Source organism: Streptomyces sp. 2114.4 (assembly GCF_900187385.1).
In the GTDB taxonomy this organism is placed as follows: Bacteria; Actinomycetota; Actinomycetes; order Streptomycetales; family Streptomycetaceae; genus Streptomyces; species Streptomyces mooreae.
In genome coordinates this window covers 7156128-7175994 of record NZ_FYEY01000001.1, presented here as the reverse complement: position 1 = coordinate 7175994, position 19867 = coordinate 7156128, and the positions used below count along the sequence as shown (strand labels likewise).

15 protein-coding genes and 1 pseudogene are annotated in these 19867 nt (G+C 72.0%); 10 read left to right on the top strand and 6 right to left on the bottom strand.

Translation table 11 applies throughout. From position 1 onward, the window contains the following. Positions 1 to 180: 180 nt before the first annotated feature. Together CFW40_RS31635 and CFW40_RS31630 are read left to right on the top strand one after the other, a co-directional pair. Positions 181 to 2693 (top strand): annotated as a pseudogene (locus CFW40_RS31635) (DEAD/DEAH box helicase). A 52-nt stretch (positions 2694 to 2745) separates the two neighbouring features. Continuing rightward, entirely contained in the window at positions 2746 to 3615 is an 870-nt protein-coding gene (locus tag CFW40_RS31630) for an acyl-CoA thioesterase II (protein WP_088801185.1), read from the top strand. Here CFW40_RS31630 and CFW40_RS31625 read toward each other — a convergent pair. Then, entirely contained in the window at positions 3546 to 4445 is a 900-nt protein-coding gene (locus tag CFW40_RS31625; protein ID WP_256331180.1) for a DUF6397 family protein, read from the bottom strand. The two genes, CFW40_RS31630 and CFW40_RS31625, sit on opposite strands and share 70 nt — an antisense overlap. Before the next feature lie 79 nt (positions 4446 to 4524). Beyond that, positions 4525 to 4932 carry a roadblock/LC7 domain-containing protein gene (locus tag CFW40_RS31620; protein WP_088801183.1) on the bottom strand — a complete coding sequence of 136 codons (408 nt, stop codon included), beginning with the start codon at positions 4930 to 4932 and terminating at the stop codon, positions 4525 to 4527. 165 nt (positions 4933 to 5097) lie between these two features. Between CFW40_RS31620 and CFW40_RS31615 the strand changes: the two genes are divergently transcribed. After that, the gene (locus tag CFW40_RS31615) at positions 5098 to 5526 is read left to right on the top strand and encodes a PPOX class F420-dependent oxidoreductase (RefSeq protein ID WP_088801182.1); all 429 of its coding nucleotides are present in this window, start codon (positions 5098 to 5100) and stop codon (positions 5524 to 5526) included. Between the two features lie 66 nt (positions 5527 to 5592). Here CFW40_RS31615 and CFW40_RS31610 read toward each other — a convergent pair whose 3' ends face one another. Next, on the bottom strand, positions 5593 to 6207 hold the full coding sequence (locus CFW40_RS31610) for an ATP/GTP-binding protein (protein WP_088801181.1): 615 nt from the start codon (positions 6205 to 6207) through the stop codon (positions 5593 to 5595). Between the two features lie 305 nt (positions 6208 to 6512). Here CFW40_RS31610 and CFW40_RS31605 point away from each other — a divergent pair, with 305 nt between their 5' ends. Beyond that, the gene (locus tag CFW40_RS31605) at positions 6513 to 7136 is read left to right on the top strand and encodes a class I SAM-dependent methyltransferase (protein WP_088801180.1); all 624 of its coding nucleotides are present in this window, start codon (positions 6513 to 6515) and stop codon (positions 7134 to 7136) included. An 83-nt stretch (positions 7137 to 7219) separates the two neighbouring features. Here the strand turns inward: CFW40_RS31605 and CFW40_RS31600 are convergent, their stop codons facing one another. Next, entirely contained in the window at positions 7220 to 8113 is an 894-nt protein-coding gene (locus tag CFW40_RS31600) for an oxygenase MpaB family protein (protein ID WP_088801179.1), read from the bottom strand. Positions 8114 to 8149: 36 nt separating this feature from the next. Next, positions 8150 to 8449: a hypothetical protein gene (locus tag CFW40_RS31595; protein WP_088801178.1), complete on the bottom strand. Its 300-nt coding sequence runs from the start codon at positions 8447 to 8449 to the stop codon at positions 8150 to 8152. A 142-nt stretch (positions 8450 to 8591) separates the two neighbouring features. Here CFW40_RS31595 and CFW40_RS31590 point away from each other — a divergent pair, with 142 nt between their 5' ends. Then, positions 8592 to 9374, top strand: a complete 783-nt coding sequence (locus CFW40_RS31590) for a hypothetical protein (protein WP_088801177.1) — start codon at positions 8592 to 8594, stop codon at positions 9372 to 9374. Between the two features lie 245 nt (positions 9375 to 9619). On the opposite strand, the gene CFW40_RS31585 is transcribed toward CFW40_RS31590, so the two are convergent. After that, on the bottom strand, positions 9620 to 9802 hold the full coding sequence (locus CFW40_RS31585) for a hypothetical protein (protein WP_030077786.1): 183 nt from the start codon (positions 9800 to 9802) through the stop codon (positions 9620 to 9622). Positions 9803 to 9949: 147 nt separating this feature from the next. Between CFW40_RS31585 and CFW40_RS31580 the strand changes: the two genes are divergently transcribed. The 5 genes from CFW40_RS31580 (at position 9950) to CFW40_RS31560 (ending at position 19858) form a co-directional block, all read left to right on the top strand. Continuing rightward, complete coding sequence (locus tag CFW40_RS31580; RefSeq protein ID WP_088801176.1) at positions 9950 to 13027, top strand: DEAD/DEAH box helicase; 3078 nt, start codon at positions 9950 to 9952, stop codon at positions 13025 to 13027. Then, complete coding sequence (locus tag CFW40_RS31575; RefSeq protein WP_256331181.1) at positions 13024 to 14433, top strand: SWF or SNF family helicase; 1410 nt, start codon at positions 13024 to 13026, stop codon at positions 14431 to 14433. Before CFW40_RS31580 ends, CFW40_RS31575 begins: the two co-directional genes overlap by 4 nt. A 247-nt stretch (positions 14434 to 14680) precedes the next feature. Further along, complete coding sequence (locus CFW40_RS31570) at positions 14681 to 17848, top strand: glycoside hydrolase family 2 TIM barrel-domain containing protein (protein WP_088801175.1); 3168 nt, start codon at positions 14681 to 14683, stop codon at positions 17846 to 17848. A gap of 149 nt (positions 17849 to 17997) precedes the next feature. After that, on the top strand, positions 17998 to 18918 hold the full coding sequence (mmuM, locus tag CFW40_RS31565; protein ID WP_088801174.1) for a homocysteine S-methyltransferase: 921 nt from the start codon (positions 17998 to 18000) through the stop codon (positions 18916 to 18918). Between the two features lie 142 nt (positions 18919 to 19060). Further along, positions 19061 to 19858 carry a basic amino acid ABC transporter substrate-binding protein gene (locus CFW40_RS31560; protein ID WP_176956324.1) on the top strand — a complete coding sequence of 266 codons (798 nt, stop codon included), beginning with the start codon at positions 19061 to 19063 and terminating at the stop codon, positions 19856 to 19858. Positions 19859 to 19867 lie beyond the last annotated feature (9 nt).

The window sequence follows — 19867 nt, the reverse complement described above, 5'->3', positions numbered from 1 at the left end:
ACAGGGCATAGTTCCGCAGGCCGGGGCCGCCGGAGCGGCATCCCGAGCCGATGCCGGGGCCGGGGCAGCGGGGCCCGGGGGCCTTCATGGCGGGTGACTACGGGGCTCGTCGATCTTGAACCGGCCTCCCTCCGGGTCGCCGGTTCCCTGATCCGGGCCGAAGACAGGCAGTATGGGGGCGTGACCCTCATCGATCATCTCCCGAACGACGCCGACCCCGATGCCCTCTTCGAAGCCTTTTCGGGCTGGGCCGAGCAGCAGGGCATTTCGCTCTACCCTGCCCAGGAGGAGGCGCTGATCGAGGTGGTCTCCGGGGCGAACGTCATCCTGTCCACCCCGACCGGCTCCGGTAAGAGCCTGGTGGCGGCCGGCGCGCACTTCACCGCGCTCGCCAATGATCAGGTCACCTTCTACACCGCCCCGATCAAGGCGCTGGTCTCGGAGAAGTTCTTCGACCTGTGCAAGCTGTTCGGCACCGAGAACGTCGGCATGCTCACCGGCGACGCCTCGGTCAATGCCGATGCCCCGGTGATCTGCTGCACTGCCGAGGTCCTTGCCTCGATAGCGCTGCGGGACGGGAAGGACGCCGACATCGGCCAGGTCGTGATGGACGAGTTCCATTTCTATGCCGAGCCGGACCGTGGCTGGGCCTGGCAGATTCCGCTGCTGGAACTTCCGCAGGCGCAGTTCATCCTGATGTCGGCGACGCTCGGCGACATGTCGCGCTTCGAGGAGGATCTGACCCGGCGCACCGGGAAGCCCACGTCGGTGGTGCGCTCGGCGACGCGGCCGGTACCGCTGTCGTACGAATACCGCACGACGGCCATGACGGAAACCCTCACCGAGCTGCTGGAAACCCGCCAGTCGCCCGTATACATCGTGCACTTCACCCAGGCCGCCGCCGTCGAACGGGCGCAGGCACTGATGAGCATCAATATGTGCACGCGGGCCGAGAAGGACCAGATCGCCGAGCTCATCGGGAATTTCCGGTTCACCACCAAGTTCGGCCGGAACCTGTCGCGGTATGTCCGTCATGGCATCGGCGTGCACCACGCGGGCATGCTGCCGAAGTACCGCAGGCTCGTCGAGAAGCTGGCCCAGGCGGGTCTGCTGAAGGTCATCTGCGGCACGGACACCCTCGGCGTGGGCGTCAACGTCCCCATTCGTACGGTTTTGTTCACCGCGCTGACCAAGTACGACGGGACGCGGGTGCGGACGCTGCGGGCGCGGGAGTTCCACCAGATCGCGGGCCGCGCCGGCCGGGCCGGCTTCGACACCGCGGGCTTTGTCGTCGCACAGGCCCCGAGCATGTCGTGGAGAACGAGAAGGCGCTGGCCAAGGCGGGCGATGACCCCAAGAAGCGCCGGAAGGTGGTACGCAAGAAGGCGCCGGAGGGCTTCGTCAACTGGGGGGAGAACACCTTCGAGAAGCTGATCGCTTCCGATCCGGAGCCGCTGAACTCCCGCTTCCGGGTGACGCACGCGATGCTGCTGTCCGTGATCGCACGGCCGGGCAATGCGTTCGAGGCCATGCGCAAGCTGCTCGAGGACAACCATGAGCCGCGCAGGAATCAGCTCCGGCACATCCGGCGGGCCATCGCGATCTATCGCTCGCTGCTGGACGGCGGGATCGTGGAGCGGCTGCCGGCACCGGACGCGGAGGGCCGGATCGTCCGGCTGACCGTGGATCTCCAGCAGGACTTCGCGCTCAACCAGCCGCTGTCGACCTTCGCCCTGGCCGCGTTCGACCTGCTCGACCCGGAATCGCCGTCCTACGCGCTGGACATGGTCTCGGTCGTGGAGTCCACGCTGGACGATCCGCGCCAGATCCTGGCCGCGCAGCAGAACAAGGCCCGGGGCGAGGCGGTCGCCCAGATGAAGGCCGACGGCGTCGAGTACGAAGAGCGCATGGAACGGCTCATGGACGTCGAGTACCCCAAGCCGCTGGAGGAACTGCTCTTCCACGCCTACGGCCTGTACCGCAAGAGCCACCCGTGGGTCGGCGACCATCCGCTGTCGCCGAAGTCGGTCATCCGCGATATGTACGAACGCGCCATGACGTTCACGGAGTTCACGTCCTTCTACGAGCTGGCCCGCACCGAGGGAATCGTGCTGCGCTACCTGGCGAGTGCGTACAAGGCGCTGGACCACACCGTCCCGGACGATCTGAAGTCCGAGGACTTCGAGGACATCATCGCCTGGCTGGGCGAGATGGTGCGCCAGGTCGACTCCAGTCTGCTGGACGAGTGGGAGCAGCTTGCCAACCCGGAGGTGGAGACGGCCGAGCAGGCCGCGGAGCGGGCCGATCAGGTCCGGCCGGTCACCTCCAACGCGCGGGCGTTCCGGGTGCTGGTGCGCAACGCGATGTTCCGGCGGGTGGAGCTGGCGGCGCTGGACAAGGTCGAGGAACTCGGCGACATGGATGCCGACTCCGGCTGGGACGCGGAGGCCTGGGGCGACGCGATGGACGCCTACTGGGACGAATACGACGAGCTGGGCACCGGCCCGGACGCGCGCGGCCCGAAGCTGCTGCAGATTCAGGAGGATGCCGAGCACGGACTGTGGAAGGTGCGGCAGACTTTCGCCGACCCGAACGGTGATCACGACTGGGGCATCTCCGCGGAGGTGGATCTGGCCGCCTCCGACGAGGAGGGGCGCGCGGTCGTGCGGGTCACGGATGTGGGTCAGTTGTGAGGCGACGGCTTCGACCGAGGCCGCCGAAGGATCTGACGGAGGGCCACCGGTCATGACCAATCCCGCCGAAAAGCTGGTCGATCTGCTGGATCTGGAGCAGATCGAGGTGAACATCTTCCGGGGCCGCAGCCCGCAGGAATCGTTGCAGCGGGTCTTCGGCGGGCAGGTCGCCGGCCAGGCGCTGGTGGCTGCCGGGCGGACCACGGAAGGGGACCGCCCGGTCCACTCGCTCCATGCGTACTTTCTGCGTCCCGGCCGGCCCGGGGTGCCGATCGTGTACCAGGTCGAGCGGGTCCGTGACGGGCGGTCCTTCACCACACGCCGGGTCGTCGCCGTCCAGCAGGGACGCACGATCTTCAATCTGACCGCCTCCTTCCACAAGCCGGAACCCGGCTTCGATCACCAATTGCCGCTGCGCCGGGTGGTTCCCGACCCGGAGGAGCTGCCGACGGTCGCGGAAGAGGTCCGCGAGCGCCTGCGCAGCCTGCCCGAGTCGCTGGAGCGCATGGCACGCCGGATGCCCTTCGAGATCCGGTATGCCGACCGGCTGCGCTGGACCCCGGAGGAGATTGAGGGTGCGGAACCCCGCAGCGCGGTGTGGATGCGCGCGGTCGGGCCGCTGGGCGACGACCCGCTCGTGCACACCTGCGCGCTGACCTACGCCAGTGATATGACGCTGCTGGACGCCGTCCGCATCCCCGTCGAACCCCTCTGGGGCCCGCGTGGATTCGACATGGCCTCGCTCGACCACGCGATGTGGTTCCACCGTCCGTTCCGCGCGGACGAGTGGTTCCTGTACGACCAGGAGTCGCCGATCGCCACCGGAGGCCGCGGCCTGGCCCGCGGACGGATCTACGACCGCGAGGGCAGGCTGCTGGTCTCGGTCGTCCAGGAAGGGCTGTTCAGAAAGCTCGGGGACTGACCCGGGCGGGCGGCGGCGGAGGGTACGGCGGCCGGTGTCCGGGGGCGGCCCGGGTCTTCTTTGCGGGCCCTTTCCAGGCAGCGGGAGAGGTGGACGCGGTACCACAGCACTTCGTCGAACTCGTCCGCCGTCAGGACGCGTTCGAAGGATTCCCTGGCGGCCGAGGTCACCGTGATCACGGAGGCCAGAGTGGGCCTGAGCCGGCGCAGCAGGGACCGCTCCAGCGGGTTCTCGGCCACCGAGGCCAGCTCCTCCGCCGGCAGCACGGCGGCGATCACCGCTGCCGCTTCCCAGGGGTCGTCGGTCTGCCCCATGAGCTGGGCGATCCGTCGGCTGCGCCACTGGCGAGCCCGCCAGTCCTGTCCGCTGTCGAGCATCACCCGCATCGCCGCCGGGGTGTTGCCCCGCAGCAGGTCGGGTTCACGGTCGGCGAAGTCGGCGACCTCGGCCGCGAGATAGAGCCAGACCACCGCGCCGAAGCGGTTCACATAGAACCGGACGGGGCCCAAACAGCCCGCCCGGGTCAGGCGGACCGCCCGGCCGGGCCCGATGCCCATGAGAGCGGCGGCTTCGGTCGTGCTGACTGCGCGGATCCGCTCGCGGAGCGCGTCCGGGAAGCCCGGCTCGGCCCGCAGCCGGGCGATCTCCTCCGCCGGAACCCGGCGCCGGCCGAGCGATCCGGCTCCGGTCGGCCGGCCGTCGGCCCCGGCCGCGACCGTCCGCACTTCTCCGAGCTGGGTGGCGAGCTCCAACTCGCCCGTCCTCAGCTCCAGTTCGCGGGCCGCCCGCCCCGTCGTGAGCGTCTGCTGCCCGTCGCACATCACTGTCATATCGCTTCCCCCGCGACTCGGTCGATCACTGACAGTGACGACGATAGCCGCTGGTGGCGACAGTGGGTCAACCCCCACCTCAGACCTGTGGATAACTTTCCGGCTGGCGGGCCGCGACGCCCAAATGCTCCCCTACCCGATTGACCAGCAACGTCATTTCGTAGGCGATCTGCCCCATGTCGGCGTCGGCGCCCGCCAGCACGCACAGACAGCTGCCGTCTCCCGCGGCCGTCACGAACAGCACTCCGTCGTCGAATTCGACCATGGTCTGACGCACCCCGCCGATCCGGAAGTGGAGCCCGGACCCCTTCGCGAGGCTGTGCAGTCCCGAGGCCACCGCCGCGAGATGTTCGGCATCCTCCCGCTCCAGTCTCTCGCTCGCCCCGGTCACCAGCCCGTCGTTGGAGAGCACCAACGCGTGCCGTACCTTCTGCACCCGCTTGGTCAGATCGTCCAGCAGCCAGTCGAGTCCGCTGCTCAATGCCATTGCTGCTTCCTCCCCGTGTCCTCGTCCGCATTCCTGGCCGGACGGCAGCCCGCGGTCCGCGAACTGCCGTGCCAGCCTGTCCCACCTCCGCCGTCTCGGCAAGCGGCCCCACAGCCCGGCGTGCCACGCCGCGCGTGCGCGTCCCGCATGGATGAGGATGTCGGCATGGCACACAAGATGACGAAGGACGAGTGGCAGAGGTTCCTTTCCGAGGGCACGCGTACCGGCAAGCTGGCGACCGTACGGGCCGACGGCAGCCCGCACCTCGCACCGGTGTGGTTCCTCATGGACGGTGACGAGCTGGTGTTCAACACCGGTGCGGACACCGTCAAGGGCCGCAATCTCGCCCGCGACGGCAGGGTGGCACTGTGCGTCGACGACGATCGGCCACCGTTCGCTTTCGTGTCCGTACAGGGCACGGCGGAGATCAGCGACGATCTGGCGGACGTCCGCCGCTGGGCGACCCGGATCGCGGCCCGCTACATGGGTGAGGACCGCGCGCAGGAGTACGGCGCGCGCAACGGCGTGCCGGGCGAGGTGGTGGTCCGGATCAGGATCGACAAGGCCATCGCCCTCGCGGATGTCGCGGCCTGAAGGGTGCGTGGCGCGCGGCGCTCTCCGGCACCCGCGCCACCTCCGCCCGCCGGCTCGGCCTCCGGCTCAGCCCACCGGATCCAGCACCCGGGCGGAGTGCCGCCGGCCCGCGTGCTCGACGAGGCGGACCAGCACTTCCTTGCCGGAGTCCCGGTCCCTCGCGTCACAGAGCACGACCGGGGTACCAGGGTCCAGGTCCAGTGCGCGGGAGACCTCGTCGGCCCCGTAGGACCGGGCCTGTGCAAAGCAGTTGACGGCCACCAGGAACGGGATCGCACGGCGCTCGAAGTAGTCGACGGCCGGGAAGCAGTCCTGCAGCCGCCGGGTATCGGCCAGCACCACGGCGCCCAGCGCCCCCTCCGACAGGTCGTCCCACAGGAACCAGAAGCGGTCCTGTCCGGGGGTGCCGAAGAGGTAGAGGGACAGGCCCTGCCTGATGGTGATGCGGCCGAAGTCCATCGCCACCGTGGTGGTGCCCTTGTCGTCCACTCCCCCGGTGTCGTCCACCGTCTCGCCCACCTCGCTGAGGCGTTCCTCCGTGCGCAGCGGGTGGATCTCGCTGACCGAGCCCACCAGGGTTGTCTTGCCCGCACCGAAGCCGCCCGCGACTAAGATCTTCAGGGTCAACTCGGCGTCGGGGTCCGGGGCTGCGCCCTCCGGGGCCCCTTGTGCGGCGTTCATCGGCCGTCTCCTCCAGGATGCAGGGTCCTGCGCGTCACGGGGTATACGGATCCACGGCTCGACGAGGGGAGCCTTCGGCGGCGGAGGGCCGTCCGAAATCCATGGCGTGGACCGTACCCCCCATCGAGGGGGAATTCCCCGGATTCTCCAAAGCCGCCACGTCTTCGGATCAAGAAAGCCATCAGCCGTCCCCTTCGTGATAGTTGGACCCCTGTGCGGTCGGTTCGGCAGGCGTGGTGGAGCGCAGTGCCCCGTACACCTGTAGCGTCTCCCTCTCGCCGACCGTTCCGACCCGGAGGAGCCCGATGACCGGCCAGCACGGCGACCACCACGCCGACCGCCCGCACGAAGTCCGGGCGTTCTTCGCACCGCGCGCCGCCGGCTGGGACGCGAAGTTCCCCGGCGACGGTCCCGCCTATGCGACGGGCACCACCGAACTCGGCCTGCGGGAGGGCGACCGGGTGCTGGATGCCGGTTGCGGTACCGGGCGCGCGCTGCCCGCGCTCCGGGAGGCCGTGGGGCCGCGCGGGACGGTACTGGGCGCCGATCTCACGCCCGAGATGCTGCAGGCCGCCGTACGGGCCGGACGCGACCGCTACGCGGCGCTGCTGCTCGCCGATGTGACCCGGCTGCCGCTCCCCGACGCCGCACTGGACGCGGTCTTCGCCGCCGGGCTCCTCTCCCATCTCCCGGACTCGGCGGGCGGTCTCACCGAGCTCGCCAGGACGGTACGTCCCGGTGGCCGGCTGGCGCTCTTCCACCCCATCGGGCGGGCGGCTCTCGCCGCCCGCAAGGGCCGCCCGATCACCCCCGACGACCTGCGGGCCGAGCCGAACCTGCGGCCCCTCCTGGCGACGTGCGGCTGGGATCTGATCCGGTACGAGGACCGCGACTCCCGCTACCTGGCGCTGGCGGTACGCCGGGCGTAGCGGGCCATCGGGTGTACCCGGCACCCAGGGGGCGGCCTGCCCGGGGACCGGCTACCCGGCGAAGAGCCCTGGCTCTCCGCCGCTCAGGGTGCCGCCGGGCCCTCCCCGTGGGGCACCGGGCAGCTGCCCGTGCGGCGGTCGGGGAAGGTGCCGAGCTCGGCCACCCGGAAGCCGTTGGGGTAACCCTTGATCTCGGGGTTCTGCCGGGCGTAGTGCGGAGTGCGGCGAGGCGGCAGCAACCGCACGGCTTTGGCGCGCAGCTTCAGAGCGGTGCGTACCGCCGTCCGGACCGCCGGTTTGGGCGGCTCGTAGCGGAACGCCTCCAGCAGCGTGTCGTCCAGGAGGGCCATGCTCGCGCCGCGCACCACCGGAGCGAGCGGGCCGTACCACCCCGCCATCAGGTCCAGCGTGGCGTCGGACACCCTTCGCGCGCCCTCGTCAAAGCCGAAGTGCGCGTCCTCGTAGGCGTCGAGGCACCGCTCGAAGTCCTCGTAGGCCTGCGGGATTTCGGCGATACCCATATGGCGGCCCAGGGTGCGGTAGTAGACGGCGAGCGCATGCCGTTCCCGCGCGGTCAGGCGTCGCCAGCCGTAGGCGTCGAGCCACCGCTTGGGCATCACCACGAACGTGCACAGGACATAGCGCATGTCCTCGTTGCTGATCTCGTAGCTGCGGTGCATCTGGTTGATACGGCGAATCGCCGTGCGGCCGTCCTCCCCGTCGAAGCCGTGCTCGACGACGGCGTCCAGGAGGAGCGCGGTGTCGTCATAGCGTTTCTGCGTACGGTTCGTCAGTTCGGCAGTCGTGGCCAGCAGTCGGCCGATGCTCGGCACGGCGTAGGTGCGATAGAGCGCCAGCTCCAGGGCTCTGGTCATGTCCCAGGGGAACTCATGGGTCGCGATGATGCGGTAGATCCGCAGGAAGTCGCGCTCCGGGTCGAGCCGCTGGATCTCCCGCAACCAGTCGTAGCGACGCACCTGACATCCGTCCCTTCGTTCGCCGACGGGCCAATTTTAGGGGGCGTGGGCGATCGTTGAGGGTGCGACGGGCACCAGAACGCGCCCTGCGGTGGCCGGATTCATGGTGTTGCCGTCAGCTGTCAGGAGTTCTCGGGGGCGCAGTGGGGCGGGGTGCCAGGGGTGCCCCGGGGTGCGTGCGTCGACGCCATAGCGGTCCGTGCGCGCGGGATCCGCCGTGGCCGGCGCCTTCGTCAGCGGCATCCCGGTGCGACCGGCGAGCGCCGGCCGTTCCCGGACCTCGCGCGGGGTGCGCGGGCGGTAGCCGGCCCCCGTGAGGTTGCCGTCTTCTTCCACGCGGCCCGGCACTCCAGGCACACGAAGTGCATCCGGCTGCTGCAAAAACACATCCGCGCAGCGTACGGCTGGTGACAAGGCCGTACGAAGCCAATTAGGGTGCGCCGACATACTCCGCGACGGATTGGATGGGGAGGCACGCGTGCCCACGACCGAGAGCGCCGACAACGACCAGTTGTTCGTGCTGACGGCGGTGCTGCTGACGCCCGCGCAGTTCCCGAGCGTGCTCGGCGACGACTACCCCGAGGTGTGTGCGGGCCTCGGCCTCGAACCGTACGCGGAGGGCTACGGGCTGGTCCTCGGTCAGGACAGTGACGGCGCGCGCTGGACCGTGGCGACGGAGGATGTGTCGCTGGTGGCCTGTGCGATCGCGGCCTGGGACTGCGGGATGGAGTACGACCTCTCCCCCGGGGAGCACAGCATCGTCGGGGCGCTTCCCGGCTGGCCGCTCTCGCTCGCGGTGGCGGCACCGGGTGTGCCGCAGCCGCACGATCCGGAGCCACAGGAAGGCGACCCGCCGCCGCTCGCGCCGCCGGATGCCGAGGAGTGGGGGCCTGCGCAACGGCGGCTCGGGGCGGACGAGATCGCCATGCAGTGGGCGGCGTGGCGCGAGCAGGTGGATGACGAGGACACCTTCGCCGAGCCGGGGGATCACGCCCACGAGGGCGTGCGGAGGGTGCTGGAGGAGGCACGCGGCTATGTGAGCGAGCCGCCGCCGCCCGGACGGGTGCGGTCGTCGTTCGCGGCCGGTGAGGCACGGACCCTGCGGGTCGACGGTCCCGGCTGGAGCATGGTCGCGCGTACCGATGACATTGCGTTCGTGCTGCTGGACGACGAGCCGGGTGAGGTGCATCCGGTGGGGCGGGGGCCTGCGCTTCCCGCGCTGCTGTCGTCGCTCGACGAGTTGGCGGCACGGCCGGTCTGAGGCGGGCTGCTTCGGCGGACTGTTGCGGGGGGGGACGGGCGGAGCGGGCTGGTCCGGCGGGATCGTACGGCGGTAGGCGGCGGGGCGGGCCGGGACCTGTTCCCCTCCCGCCAGGGCCCGTTCCTCTCCCCACCAGGACCGCTCCTCGGCAGGGCCTCTCCCGTTGTGCCGGGGCGAATGCGCCGCCGGTCCCGGTGCGGCGGGACACGAGGACGACGGACGGCGCGGCGTGCGAGTCCGCCCGGTCAGCGGCCGATCTGCTTGCGGCTGACGCGGCGGAGCCGGCGCCGTTGGGAGGAGTCGAGCGTCAGATACGCGACGGCCGGGACCCCGACCATCACCAAGAGGGCCGCCCAGAAGGGCAGCAGCCACAGCAGGATCACTCCCACCGCGACGCCGCCGACCGCGACCTTCGCCTGTGTGGACATCCTTCACGCCCCTTCCGCGGCGTACGCCGCGCTCTGTGTACTCCATTGAACGCCGTTTTCGCGCAACAGGTTCCAGGTATCCGCGTGCCGTCCTGTACTCTCGGGCGCTTCAGGCGCCAGTAGTCAAACTTGAGGAGTCCTGATCCAGTGACACCACTCGCGGCGATCACACCCGCTCGGCTCTCCGCTCTGTCCCGCTGTGCAGCGGTTTTCCTGCCGTCGGATCCGCCACGTGCCGGGCGGGTGGCCTTCTGGCGCCCCGATGGCGCACCCGTGGAAGAGGCAGGCGGCGCGGACGGTGCGACGGACGGGGACGGCGGGGCGTCTGACGGGGACGGCGGCACCCCGGACGGGGAGGCCTGGGCGGCGGAGCGGCTGGAGGTGGTCCTGCCGGACGAGGACGAGGACGGTGGGGTATCCCTGTGCGAGGTCCCGGCGCTCGTCCTGACGGTCGCCGAGGCGGTGCCGGTGCTCACCCGCGCGCGGGCCGCACGGAGCACCCATCCGGCCGCCGCCTTCTGGGGGGCCGCGGCGGTGCTGGCGCTGCAGCTCGCGGCGCGCGGCCGGCTGCTGCCGGGGGTGAGTCCCGACGGGCATGACGCCTGGCGGCTGGGTCCGCTCGACCCGGTGGACATCGAGCGGCTGCGCGATCTCGCCGCCGCCATGCCGCCGTACGCCCACGCCGTCCCGCTGCCGGACTCCGCACCGCCGGCGCTGCCGGATCCCGAGCGGCAGGTCCGCGCCTTCCTCGACGCCGTGGCGGACGGGCTACCACGCTCCCCCGCGGCGGCGCTGGTCACCGGAGCGCCGGCCTTCGCGGTGCCGGCACCCCAGCAGATCCCCGAACAGCGCGCCTGGGCCGCTGAGGTCGCCGCGGGGCATGACGCGGGCGTACGGATCTCGCTGCGGGTGGAGGTGCGGGGCACGGAGGCGGCGGGAAGCACCGAGACCTCGGCGGCCACCGAGACCACCCAGGCCACCCAAGCCACCGCGGTCGCCGATACCGCGGACCCCATGGACGCCGGCCTCACCTTCACCGCCGTGCTCCAGCTGCACAGCCTCACCTACCCGACGCTGGTCGCCGATGCCGCCGCGGTGTGGGCGGGGGCATCGCCCGCCGGGAAGGCCTTCGGGTCGCAGGCGCGGATGGACACGCTGCTGGCGTTGCGTCGTGCGGCGGATGTCTGGGCGCCGCTCACCCCGTTGCTGTCCGCCGCGGTGCCCGGGGCTCTGGAGCTGGCCGAGGAAGAAGTCGCCGAACTGCTCGGCCCGGCCGGCCGTGCGCTGGCCGCCGCCGGGGTGCAGGTGCACTGGCCGAAGGATCTGACACGCACGCTGACCAGCCGGGCCGAGGTGGGGTCGCCCGAGGCGGGCGACGGCAGCCGGTGGGACGGGCCGGAGCCGGGGCTGCCTTCGCTGTTGTCGGCGGATGCCCTGCTCTCCTTCAGCTGGCGGTTCGCGGTGGGCGGCCAGGAGGTGGACAGGAACGAGCTGGACCGGCTCGCCGAGGCGGGACGGCCGCTGGTGCGGCTGCACGGCCAGTGGGTGCTGATCGACCCGGAGACGGTGCGGGCCGCCCGGGACCGGCCGGACCGTAAGATCACGCCGCTCGATGCGCTCGGCGCCGCGCTCACCGGATCCGCCGAGATGCCGGACGGCGGGCGGGTGGAGGTGACGGCCTCCGGGTGGCCCGCCCGGCTGCGCGATCTGCTCGCCGACCCGGAGAACGGCACTGCCGCAGCCGTCCGGCAGCCGGCCGCGCTGACCGCGACGCTGCGCGACTACCAGGTGCGCGGACTCGGCTGGCTGCACCGGATGACGTCGCTGGGGCTGGGCGCCTGCCTCGCCGACGACATGGGACTGGGGAAGACGATCACGCTCATCTCCCTGCATCTGCACCGGCAGACCCACCCCGCCTCGGCCGGCCCCACGCTGGTCGTCTGTCCCGCCTCCCTCATGGGCAACTGGCAGCGGGAGATCGAGAAGTTCGCGCCGGGAACACCGGTGCGCCGCTTCCACGGCGGGCGGCGCAGCCTGGCGGAGCCGGCGGACGACGAGTTCGTGCTGACCACCTACGGAACGATGCGGCTCGACGCCGGGAAGCTGGCGCAGGTGGGCTGGGGGCTGGTCGTCGCCGACGAGGCACAGCACGTCAAGAATCCCTCCTCCGCGACCGCCAAGGCGCTGCGCACCCTGCCCGCCAAGGCCCGGGTGGCACTGACCGGCACCCCGGTGGAGAACAATCTGTCGGAGCTGTGGGCGATCCTGGACTGGACGACGCCCGGCCTGCTGGGGCCGCTCAGCCGGTTCCGGACGCGCTATGCGCAGGTCATCGAGGGCGGTGCGGCGGCGTCCCCGGAGGCGGGCGCGGCGGCCGAGCGGCTTGCCCGGCTGGTGCGGCCCTTCCTGTTGCGCCGCCGTAAGTCCGATCCGGGGATCGCGCCGGAGCTGCCGCCCAAGACGGAGACCGACCGTGTGGTGGCGCTGACCAGGGAGCAGGCCGGGCTCTACGAGGCCGTGGTGCGCGAGGGGCTTGAGGAGATCGCCGGGACGGACGGATTCGCCCGCCACGGGCTGGTGGTCAAACTGCTCACCTCGCTCAAGCAGATCTGCAACCACCCCGCGCAGTACCTCAAGGAAGGCAGCGGCACGGCGGACCGGGGGCAAACGGCGGGAGCGGTGCGGATCGCGGGCCGTTCGGGAAAGGTCGAGCTGCTGGACGAACTGCTCGACACCGTCCTGGCCGAGGGTTCGAGCGTGCTGGTGTTCACCCAGTATGTGCAGATGGCACGGCTGCTGGAGAGCCATCTGGCGACGCGCGGGGTACCCACCCAGTTCTTGCACGGTCAGACGCCGGTGGCCCGCCGGGAGGAGATGGTGCGGCGCTTCCAGGACGGCGCGGCGCCGGTGTTCCTGCTGTCGTTGAAGGCGGCGGGTACAGGGTTGAACCTCACCCGGGCGTCGCATGTCGTCCACTTCGACCGCTGGTGGAATCCGGCCGTCGAGGCGCAGGCCACCGACCGCGCGTACCGCATCGGGCAGACCCAGCCGGTGCAGGTCCACCGGATCGTCACGGAGGGCACGATCGAGGACCGGATCGCCGACATGCTCGCCCGTAAGCAGCAGTTGGCCGATGCGGTGCTGGGGTCCGGTGAGGCCGCGCTGACCGAACTCACCGACGCCGAGCTGGCCGACCTGGTCGCACTGCGAGGGAGCGAGCGATGACGAGGCCCGGAGAGGAAGAGGGAGAAGCGATGACCCCGGACCGGGAGTGGTCTCCGGACGAGAGGGACCCGGCAACGGAGAGGCACCCGGAGCAGGAGAGGCGCCCGGACGACCGGGACGCGGCGGCCGGCGAGCGGACGTTCGGGGCCTTGCCCCCGGCACGCGGCCGGGCCTTTGCGCGGAGCTGGTGGGGGCAGGCGTGGCTCAGGGCGCTGGAGGACACCGCGCTGGACGGCGGGCAGCTGAAGCTGGGGCGGCGGCATGCGCGGGCCGGTGCGGTCGGCGCGGTCTCGGTGCGTCCCGGCCGGATCACCGCGATCGTCCAGGACCGCGACCATACGCCGCACCGGTCCGATGTCCTGTTGCAGCAGTTGGGCGTGGCGGACTGGGGCCGCCTTCTCGACCTGGTCGCGGACCGGGCCGGGCATATCGCGGCGCTGCTGGACCGGGACATGCCGCCGGTACTCGTCGAGGACGCGTCGGCCGCCGGGATCGAACTGCTGCCGGGCATCGGCGACCTGGAGGCGGAGTGCAGCTGCGGCGCCTGGGACCACTGCGCGCATACGGCCGCGCTGTGCTACCAGTTGGCGCGGCTGCTCGACCAGGATCCGTTCGTCCTGCTGCTGTTGCGTGGGCGGGGTGAGCGGGAACTGCTCGACGCCTTGCAGGCACGCAGCGCGGCGCGGGCGGCAGGGCCGGCGGGCGGGACCGGAGCAGCGGGCAGAGACGCGGCGGCGGAGCGTCCCGATGCGGGGGTGCCGGCGACAGAGGCGTATGCGGCGCGCGACATCCTGCCGCCGCTCCCCGCCGCGCCGCCGCCGGTCGCCGCACCGGGCGTCCCGCCGGTGCTCGGCGGTGCCACCCCGCCCGCGCCCGGGGTGGAGGCGGCGGCACTGGAGTTCCTGATCGGGGACGCGGCGGGGCGCGCCCGGGGCTTGCTGGCGGATGCGCTCTCCGCCGGGCATCCGGACGACCCGCTGCCGCCGGTGCTCACCCCCGCCCAGGACGCGGTCCGGCTGGCGGCGGCCGGCCCCGGGGAGGCCATATCGGCGCGGCTGGCGGCCGGTTCGGGGCGTGATGCGCCGGCGCTGGCACTGGCCGTACGGGCCTGGGCCCTGGGCGGCCCGGCCGGGCTCGCGGCCCTGGAGGAGGACTGGACACCGGATCCGGAGGCGCTGGCGCGGGCCACCGGGCGGCTCGCGGCCGCGTGGGAGGACGGCGAGGCCCGGCCGCGGCTGCGGGCCACCCGCAACCGGTGGACGGTGGCCGGTGGCGAGGCACAGCTGCGCTACGGGCGGGACGGCCGCTGGTGGCCGTACCGCAGGGAGGACGGGCAGTGGGTGCCCGCGGGCCCGGCCACGGACGATCCGGCGGGCGCCTGGGCGGTGTTGTCGGCCGAGGGGTGAGGGGAGCGGTGTTGCGGGACGTCGGGCCGTGGCGGCATCCGGCAGCTCGGGGCGAAGGTTCCACGGCCGCCCCTGGATCCCGTTCGCCGCCGGGGTGGGCCGCTGACCCCTGGGCCGGGCGGCCGCTGGGCAGCACCCCGCGGCGTCCCGGCCCCATCCTCCCCATCCGGCTGCGCCGTGCCGCCGCACATGATTCGCTGAGCTGATCCCCCCACCGCCAGGCACGTCGCCCGCAGCAGGAGGACCAGTGACCGGCACCTCGCCGCACGCGCCGCACCACACGCCGGACGGACCGTCACCCCGGAACGCCGACGCACCACCGCCCCGCGCCGCCGACGGAAGGGACAGCGCACCGCCACCCCGGAGCGCCCACCGGACGGCCAACGCACCGCGCCACCCCGCCCAGGACCAGCACCCCCCGTATTACGAGGACCGTTCACCGGGGAGCGGGGTCCTGCCGCCGCGCGCCTGGTACCCGAGGTCGGATGCCGCCCGCCTCTCGCTGCACGGCCGCTGGCGGTTCCGGCTCTCGGCGAGCGCCACCGCCGAGGACGACTCGTTCGCCCGCCCGGACTTCGACGACACGCACTGGCCGGAGCTGCGGGTGCCGGGCCACTGGGCGCTCCAGGGACGCTTCGCCTCCGAAGGCTCCTACGAGGGCAGCGGCACCACGCGGCCGCTCGGGACACCCGCGTACACCAACACCGCCTACCCCTTCCCGGTCGATCCGCCACGGGTGCCGGACGAGAACCCGACGGGCGATCACCGGCAGGTCTTCGATCTGCCCGAGGGGTGGGGCGAGGGCCCCGCGGTGCTGCACTTCGCCGGGGTGGAATCCTGCGCCCGGGTCTGGCTCAACGGCCAGGAGCTGGGCCACTTCAAGGGCAGCCGGCTGCCGCATGAATTCGAGGTCGGGCCACTGCTGCGGCCGCGCGGCAACGTGCTGGCGGTACGCGTCCACCAGTGGTCGTCGGGCAGTTATCTGGAGGATCAGGACCAGTGGTGGCTGCCGGGCATCTTCCGGGAGGTCGTGCTGCACCGCCGTCCACAGGGGGCGGTCGCCGACCACTTCGTCCACGCCGGGTTCGATCACGTCACGGGGCACGGAACGCTGCGGGTGGAGTCCGAGCCGGAGGGCCGGGTGACGGTCCCGGCGCTCGGCCTCGATCTGGCGACCGGTCGGAGCGCGACGGTACCGGTGCGCCCCTGGACGGCCGAGGCGCCGCACCTCTACGACGGGGAGCTGGTGACCTCCGGTGAACGGGTCCCGCTGCGCATCGGGTTCCGTACGGTCCGCGTCGAGGACGGGCTGCTGAAGGTCAACGGCCGCCGGATCCTGCTGCGCGGCGTCAACCGCCATGAGTTCCATCCGCGCTACGGGCGGGCCGTCGGACCCGAGACCATGCGCCGCGATCTGCTGCTGATGAAGCAGCACCACATCAACGCGGTGCGCACCAGCCACTATCCGCCGCACCCCGCCTTCCTCGACCTGTGCGACGAGCTGGGCCTGTGGGTCGTCGAGGAGTGCGATCTGGAGACCCACGGCTTCGGCGCGCAGGGCTGGCGGGACAATCCGGTGGATGACGCGCGCTGGGAGCCGGCGTTGCTCGACCGGGCCCGGCGGATGGTCGAGCGGGACAAGAACCACCCCGCCGTCGTGCTGTGGTCGCTGGGAAACGAGTGCGGTACGGGGCGCGGGCTGTCCGCCATGGCCGCCTGGATGCGCGAGCGCGACCCGTCCCGCCCGCTGCACTACGAGGGCGACCCCAGCTGCGCCGACACCGATGTCTACTCCCGGATGTACGCCGACCACGCCGAGGTGGAACGCATCGGGCGGCGTGCCGAGGAGCCGCTGTCCGATCCGGCGCTGGACGCCCGACGGCGTCAACTCCCCTTCGTCCTCTGCGAGTACGCGCATGCGATGGGGAACGGGCCGGGCGGGCTGAGCGAGTACCAACGGCTGTTCGAGCGCTATGAACGCTGCCAGGGCGGTTTCGTCTGGGAGTGGATCGACCACGGGCTGCGGCAGCGGACGCCCGCCGGGGAGGTGTTCCACGCCTATGGCGGAGACTTCGGGGAGGAGCTGCATGACGGGAACTTCGTCTGCGACGGCCTGGTCTTTCCCGACCGGGCGCCCTCCCCCGGCCTGCTGGAGTTCAAGAAGGTCGTCGAACCGGTACGGATCGAGGCCGGGGCCGGCGGGAGCGCGGCCGGGGCCGACGAGGGCGGCACGGCGGGCGCGGTCCGGATCACCAATCTGTACGACTTCGCCGACCTGGGTCACCTCGGCTTCCACTGGAGCTACGAGGTGGACGGTGAGCCGCGCGGTCACGGCCGGCTCACCGTGCCGCCGCTGGGGCCCGGCGAGTCGGCCGTGGTGCGGCTGCCGGCGCCGCCGGTCGGGCCGGACACCAAGGGCACTGAGGGCACCAGGGGCGACGAGGGCGAAGCGCTCTGGACGGTCCGGGCCGTGCTGGACGAGGACACCCCCTGGGCATCCGCGGGGCACGAGATCGCCTGGGGCCAGCTGCCGGCCGCCCCGCGACCCGCCGTCACTCCCCCGGCCGCCACCGCCGTGCCGCGCCGCGGCGAGGGCAATGTGATCGTCCTCGGCCCGGGGACCTTCGACGCGGGGACGGGGACGCTGGCCTATCTGGACGGCGTCCGGATCGGCGGCCCCCGGCTGGATGTCTGGCGGGCGCCGACCGACAACGACGAGGCCGCGCCCTGGCAGCCGGGGCCGCGGCCGGCCACCGAGTGGCGGCGGATCGGCCTGCACCGGATGCGGCACCGCGTCGATGCCGTCGAGACCGGTCCTGACACCGTGGTCGTACGGTCCCGGGTCGCCCCGGCCGGGTCGCCGCTGGCGCTGCGCACGATCTGCCGCTGGACGGCACAACGGGACCTGCTGCGGCTGGAGTTGAGCGTCGACCCCGAGGGTGACTGGCCGGTTCCGCTGCCCCGGCTCGGAGTGCGGATGCGGGTGTGCGGCAGCCTGGGCCTGGCCCGGTGGTTCGGCGGCGGGCCGGGCGAGGGCTATCCGGACACCCGGGCCGCCGCCCGGCTCGGCCGCTGGTCGATGCCGGTGGACGCCCTGCAGACGCCCTATGTGCGGCCGCAGGAGAACGGTGCGCGGCCCGGTGTGCGCTGGGCGGAGCTGACCCGTCCGGACGGCTCGGGCCTGCGGATCGAGGGCGATCCGGACTTCTTCCTCACCGCCCGCCGGTGGTCGTCCGAGGAGCTGGCCGCCGCCCGCCACACCACGGATCTGCGGCCCGGCGAGGATCTGTGGCTCCATCTCGACCATGCACAGCACGGCATCGGCAGCCAGTCCTGCGGGCCGGGGGTGCTGCCGCAGCACCGGTTGGAGGTGGCGCCGGCACGGTTCTCGTTCGTGTTCTCGTCGCTGCACTGAGCCCGCGCCGGACGTGACGCCGGCCGGTCGTCGGCCAGTCGTCGGCCGTGCGCACCAGCGCGGCCAGGGGGTGTGTCACCGGTCGGCGTTACGATCCGGGGTGAGGCGTGAGCACCCGCGCGTCCCGCAGCACCGAGAGGCTTTGCACCATGGTCAGCACGTCCCCGCCGCTCACCGACGCCCTCGCCGCGGGGCCGCTCGTCCTCGACGGCGGGCTGTCCAACCAGTTGGAGGCCGCCGGGCACGACCTCGGCGACGCGCTGTGGTCGGCCCGGCTGCTGGCCGAGGAGCCGGAAGCGGTGGTGCAGGCCCATCTGGCGTACTACGAGGCCGGGGCGCAGGTCGCGATCACCTCCAGCTATCAGGCGACGTTCGAGGGGTTCGCGCGGCGCGGCATCGGCGAGGAGCGGGCCGCGGCGCTGCTCGGCCGGAGTGTGGAGCTGGCCCGCGAGGCGGCCCGGCGGGCGTCGGCCGGCGGGGTGGCCGGGCCGCTGTATGTGGCCGCGTCGGCGGGACCGTACGGGGCGATGCTGGCGGACGGGTCCGAGTACCGCGGCCGGTACGGCCTGTCGGTGGACGAGCTGGAGCGTTTCCACCGGCCGCGTCTGGAGGTGCTGGCCGCGGCGGGGCCGGATGTGCTGGCGCTGGAGACGGTGCCGGACGCCGCGGAGGCCCGTGCGCTGGTGCGGGCGGTGCGCGGACTGGGGGTGCCGGCCTATCTGTCGTACAGCGTGGCGGGGGACCGCACCCGGGCCGGGCAGCCGCTGACGGAGGCGTTCGCGGTGGCGGCCGAGGCGGATGAGGTGATCGCGGTGGGGGTGAACTGCTGCGCACCCGAGGACGCGGACCGGGCCGTGCCGTCGGCGGCGCGGGTCACCGGCAAGCCGGTGGTGGTCTACCCCAACAGCGGGGAGAGCTGGGACGCCGGGGCGCGGGCCTGGTGCGGAGAGGCGGCTTTCAGCGCGGACCGGGTCGCGGCCTGGGCCGCGGACGGTGCCCGGCTCATCGGCGGCTGCTGCCGGGTGGGTCCGGACGCCATCGCCGAGCTGGCGGCGGCGCTCGGCCGCTGACGGGGCCGGCCCGGATGCGGGCCGAAGGCGTTACACACACGCAACCGACGCAGCGGCGACAGAGCCCAGGACCGGTGGCAGGATGCAGCCACATCGCAGCACGCACGGCTTGGTTGATGTTCATCCTGCCCCTGGAGGGCCTGTGTCCGCTCGCTCCGCGTTGCCTGTCATAGCCGTCGCCACAGCCGTCGCCGTCCTGACGGGGTGCAGCAGCACCACGTCCGGCGGGAAGAAGGGGTCCGGCGGCCTGGAACTGGTCTCCTCCGGGACCCTGAAGACCTGCACCCACCTTCCCTACGCGCCGTTCCAGGTGAAGAAGGACGGCAAGGTCGTCGGGTTCGATGTGGATCTGGTGGACCTCGTCGCCAAGGATCTGGGCGTCAAACAGGAGATCGTCAACACCCCCTTCGAAGGCATCGAGACCGGCCAGGATTTCACGATCCGCAAATGCGATCTGGCCGCCGCCGGCATGACGATCACGCCCGCGCGGGACAAGGTCATGGATTTCTCCGACCCGTACTTCAATGCCACCCAGGCGCTGCTGACGAAGAAGGGCAAGCCCTTCAAGAAGGTCGAGGACCTCAAGGGCAAGAAGCTCGGTTACCAGAAGGCCACCACCGGCGGGATCTACGCCAAGAAGCACGGCGCCGGCGTCGAACTGGTGGAGTTCGAGGATCTGGGGCTGCTGCTGACCGCCGTGAAGTCCGGCCAGGTCGACGCCGGCATCAATGACAACGGTGTGCTCTTCGACTATGTGAAGCAGAACCCGGACACCGCGGTCACCGCGGAATTCAGTACCGGTGAGCACTACGGCATCGGTGTGCGCACCGGAAACGACGCACTGCGGAAGAAGATCAACGCGGCGATCAAGAAGGCGAAATCGGACGGGACGTACGACCGGATCTACAAGAAGTGGTTCGGCACCACCCCGCAGAGCTGAGGCCCGCCG

Coding starts and splice junctions, on each gene's coding strand:
- CFW40_RS31630 (WP_088801185.1), top strand. CDS start 2,746: ATGACCAATCCCGCCGAAAAGCTGGTCGATCTGCTGGATCTGGAGCAG.
- CFW40_RS31625 (WP_256331180.1), bottom strand. CDS start 4,445: ATGACAGTGATGTGCGACGGGCAGCAGACGCTCACGACGGGGCGGGCG.
- CFW40_RS31620 (WP_088801183.1), bottom strand. CDS start 4,932: ATGGCATTGAGCAGCGGACTCGACTGGCTGCTGGACGATCTGACCAAG.
- CFW40_RS31615 (WP_088801182.1), top strand. CDS start 5,098: ATGGCACACAAGATGACGAAGGACGAGTGGCAGAGGTTCCTTTCCGAG.
- CFW40_RS31610 (WP_088801181.1), bottom strand. CDS start 6,207: ATGAACGCCGCACAAGGGGCCCCGGAGGGCGCAGCCCCGGACCCCGAC.
- CFW40_RS31605 (WP_088801180.1), top strand. CDS start 6,513: ATGACCGGCCAGCACGGCGACCACCACGCCGACCGCCCGCACGAAGTC.
- CFW40_RS31585 (WP_030077786.1), bottom strand. CDS start 9,802: ATGTCCACACAGGCGAAGGTCGCGGTCGGCGGCGTCGCGGTGGGAGTG.
- CFW40_RS31575 (WP_256331181.1), top strand. CDS start 13,024: ATGACGAGGCCCGGAGAGGAAGAGGGAGAAGCGATGACCCCGGACCGG.
- mmuM (WP_088801174.1), top strand. CDS start 17,998: ATGGTCAGCACGTCCCCGCCGCTCACCGACGCCCTCGCCGCGGGGCCG.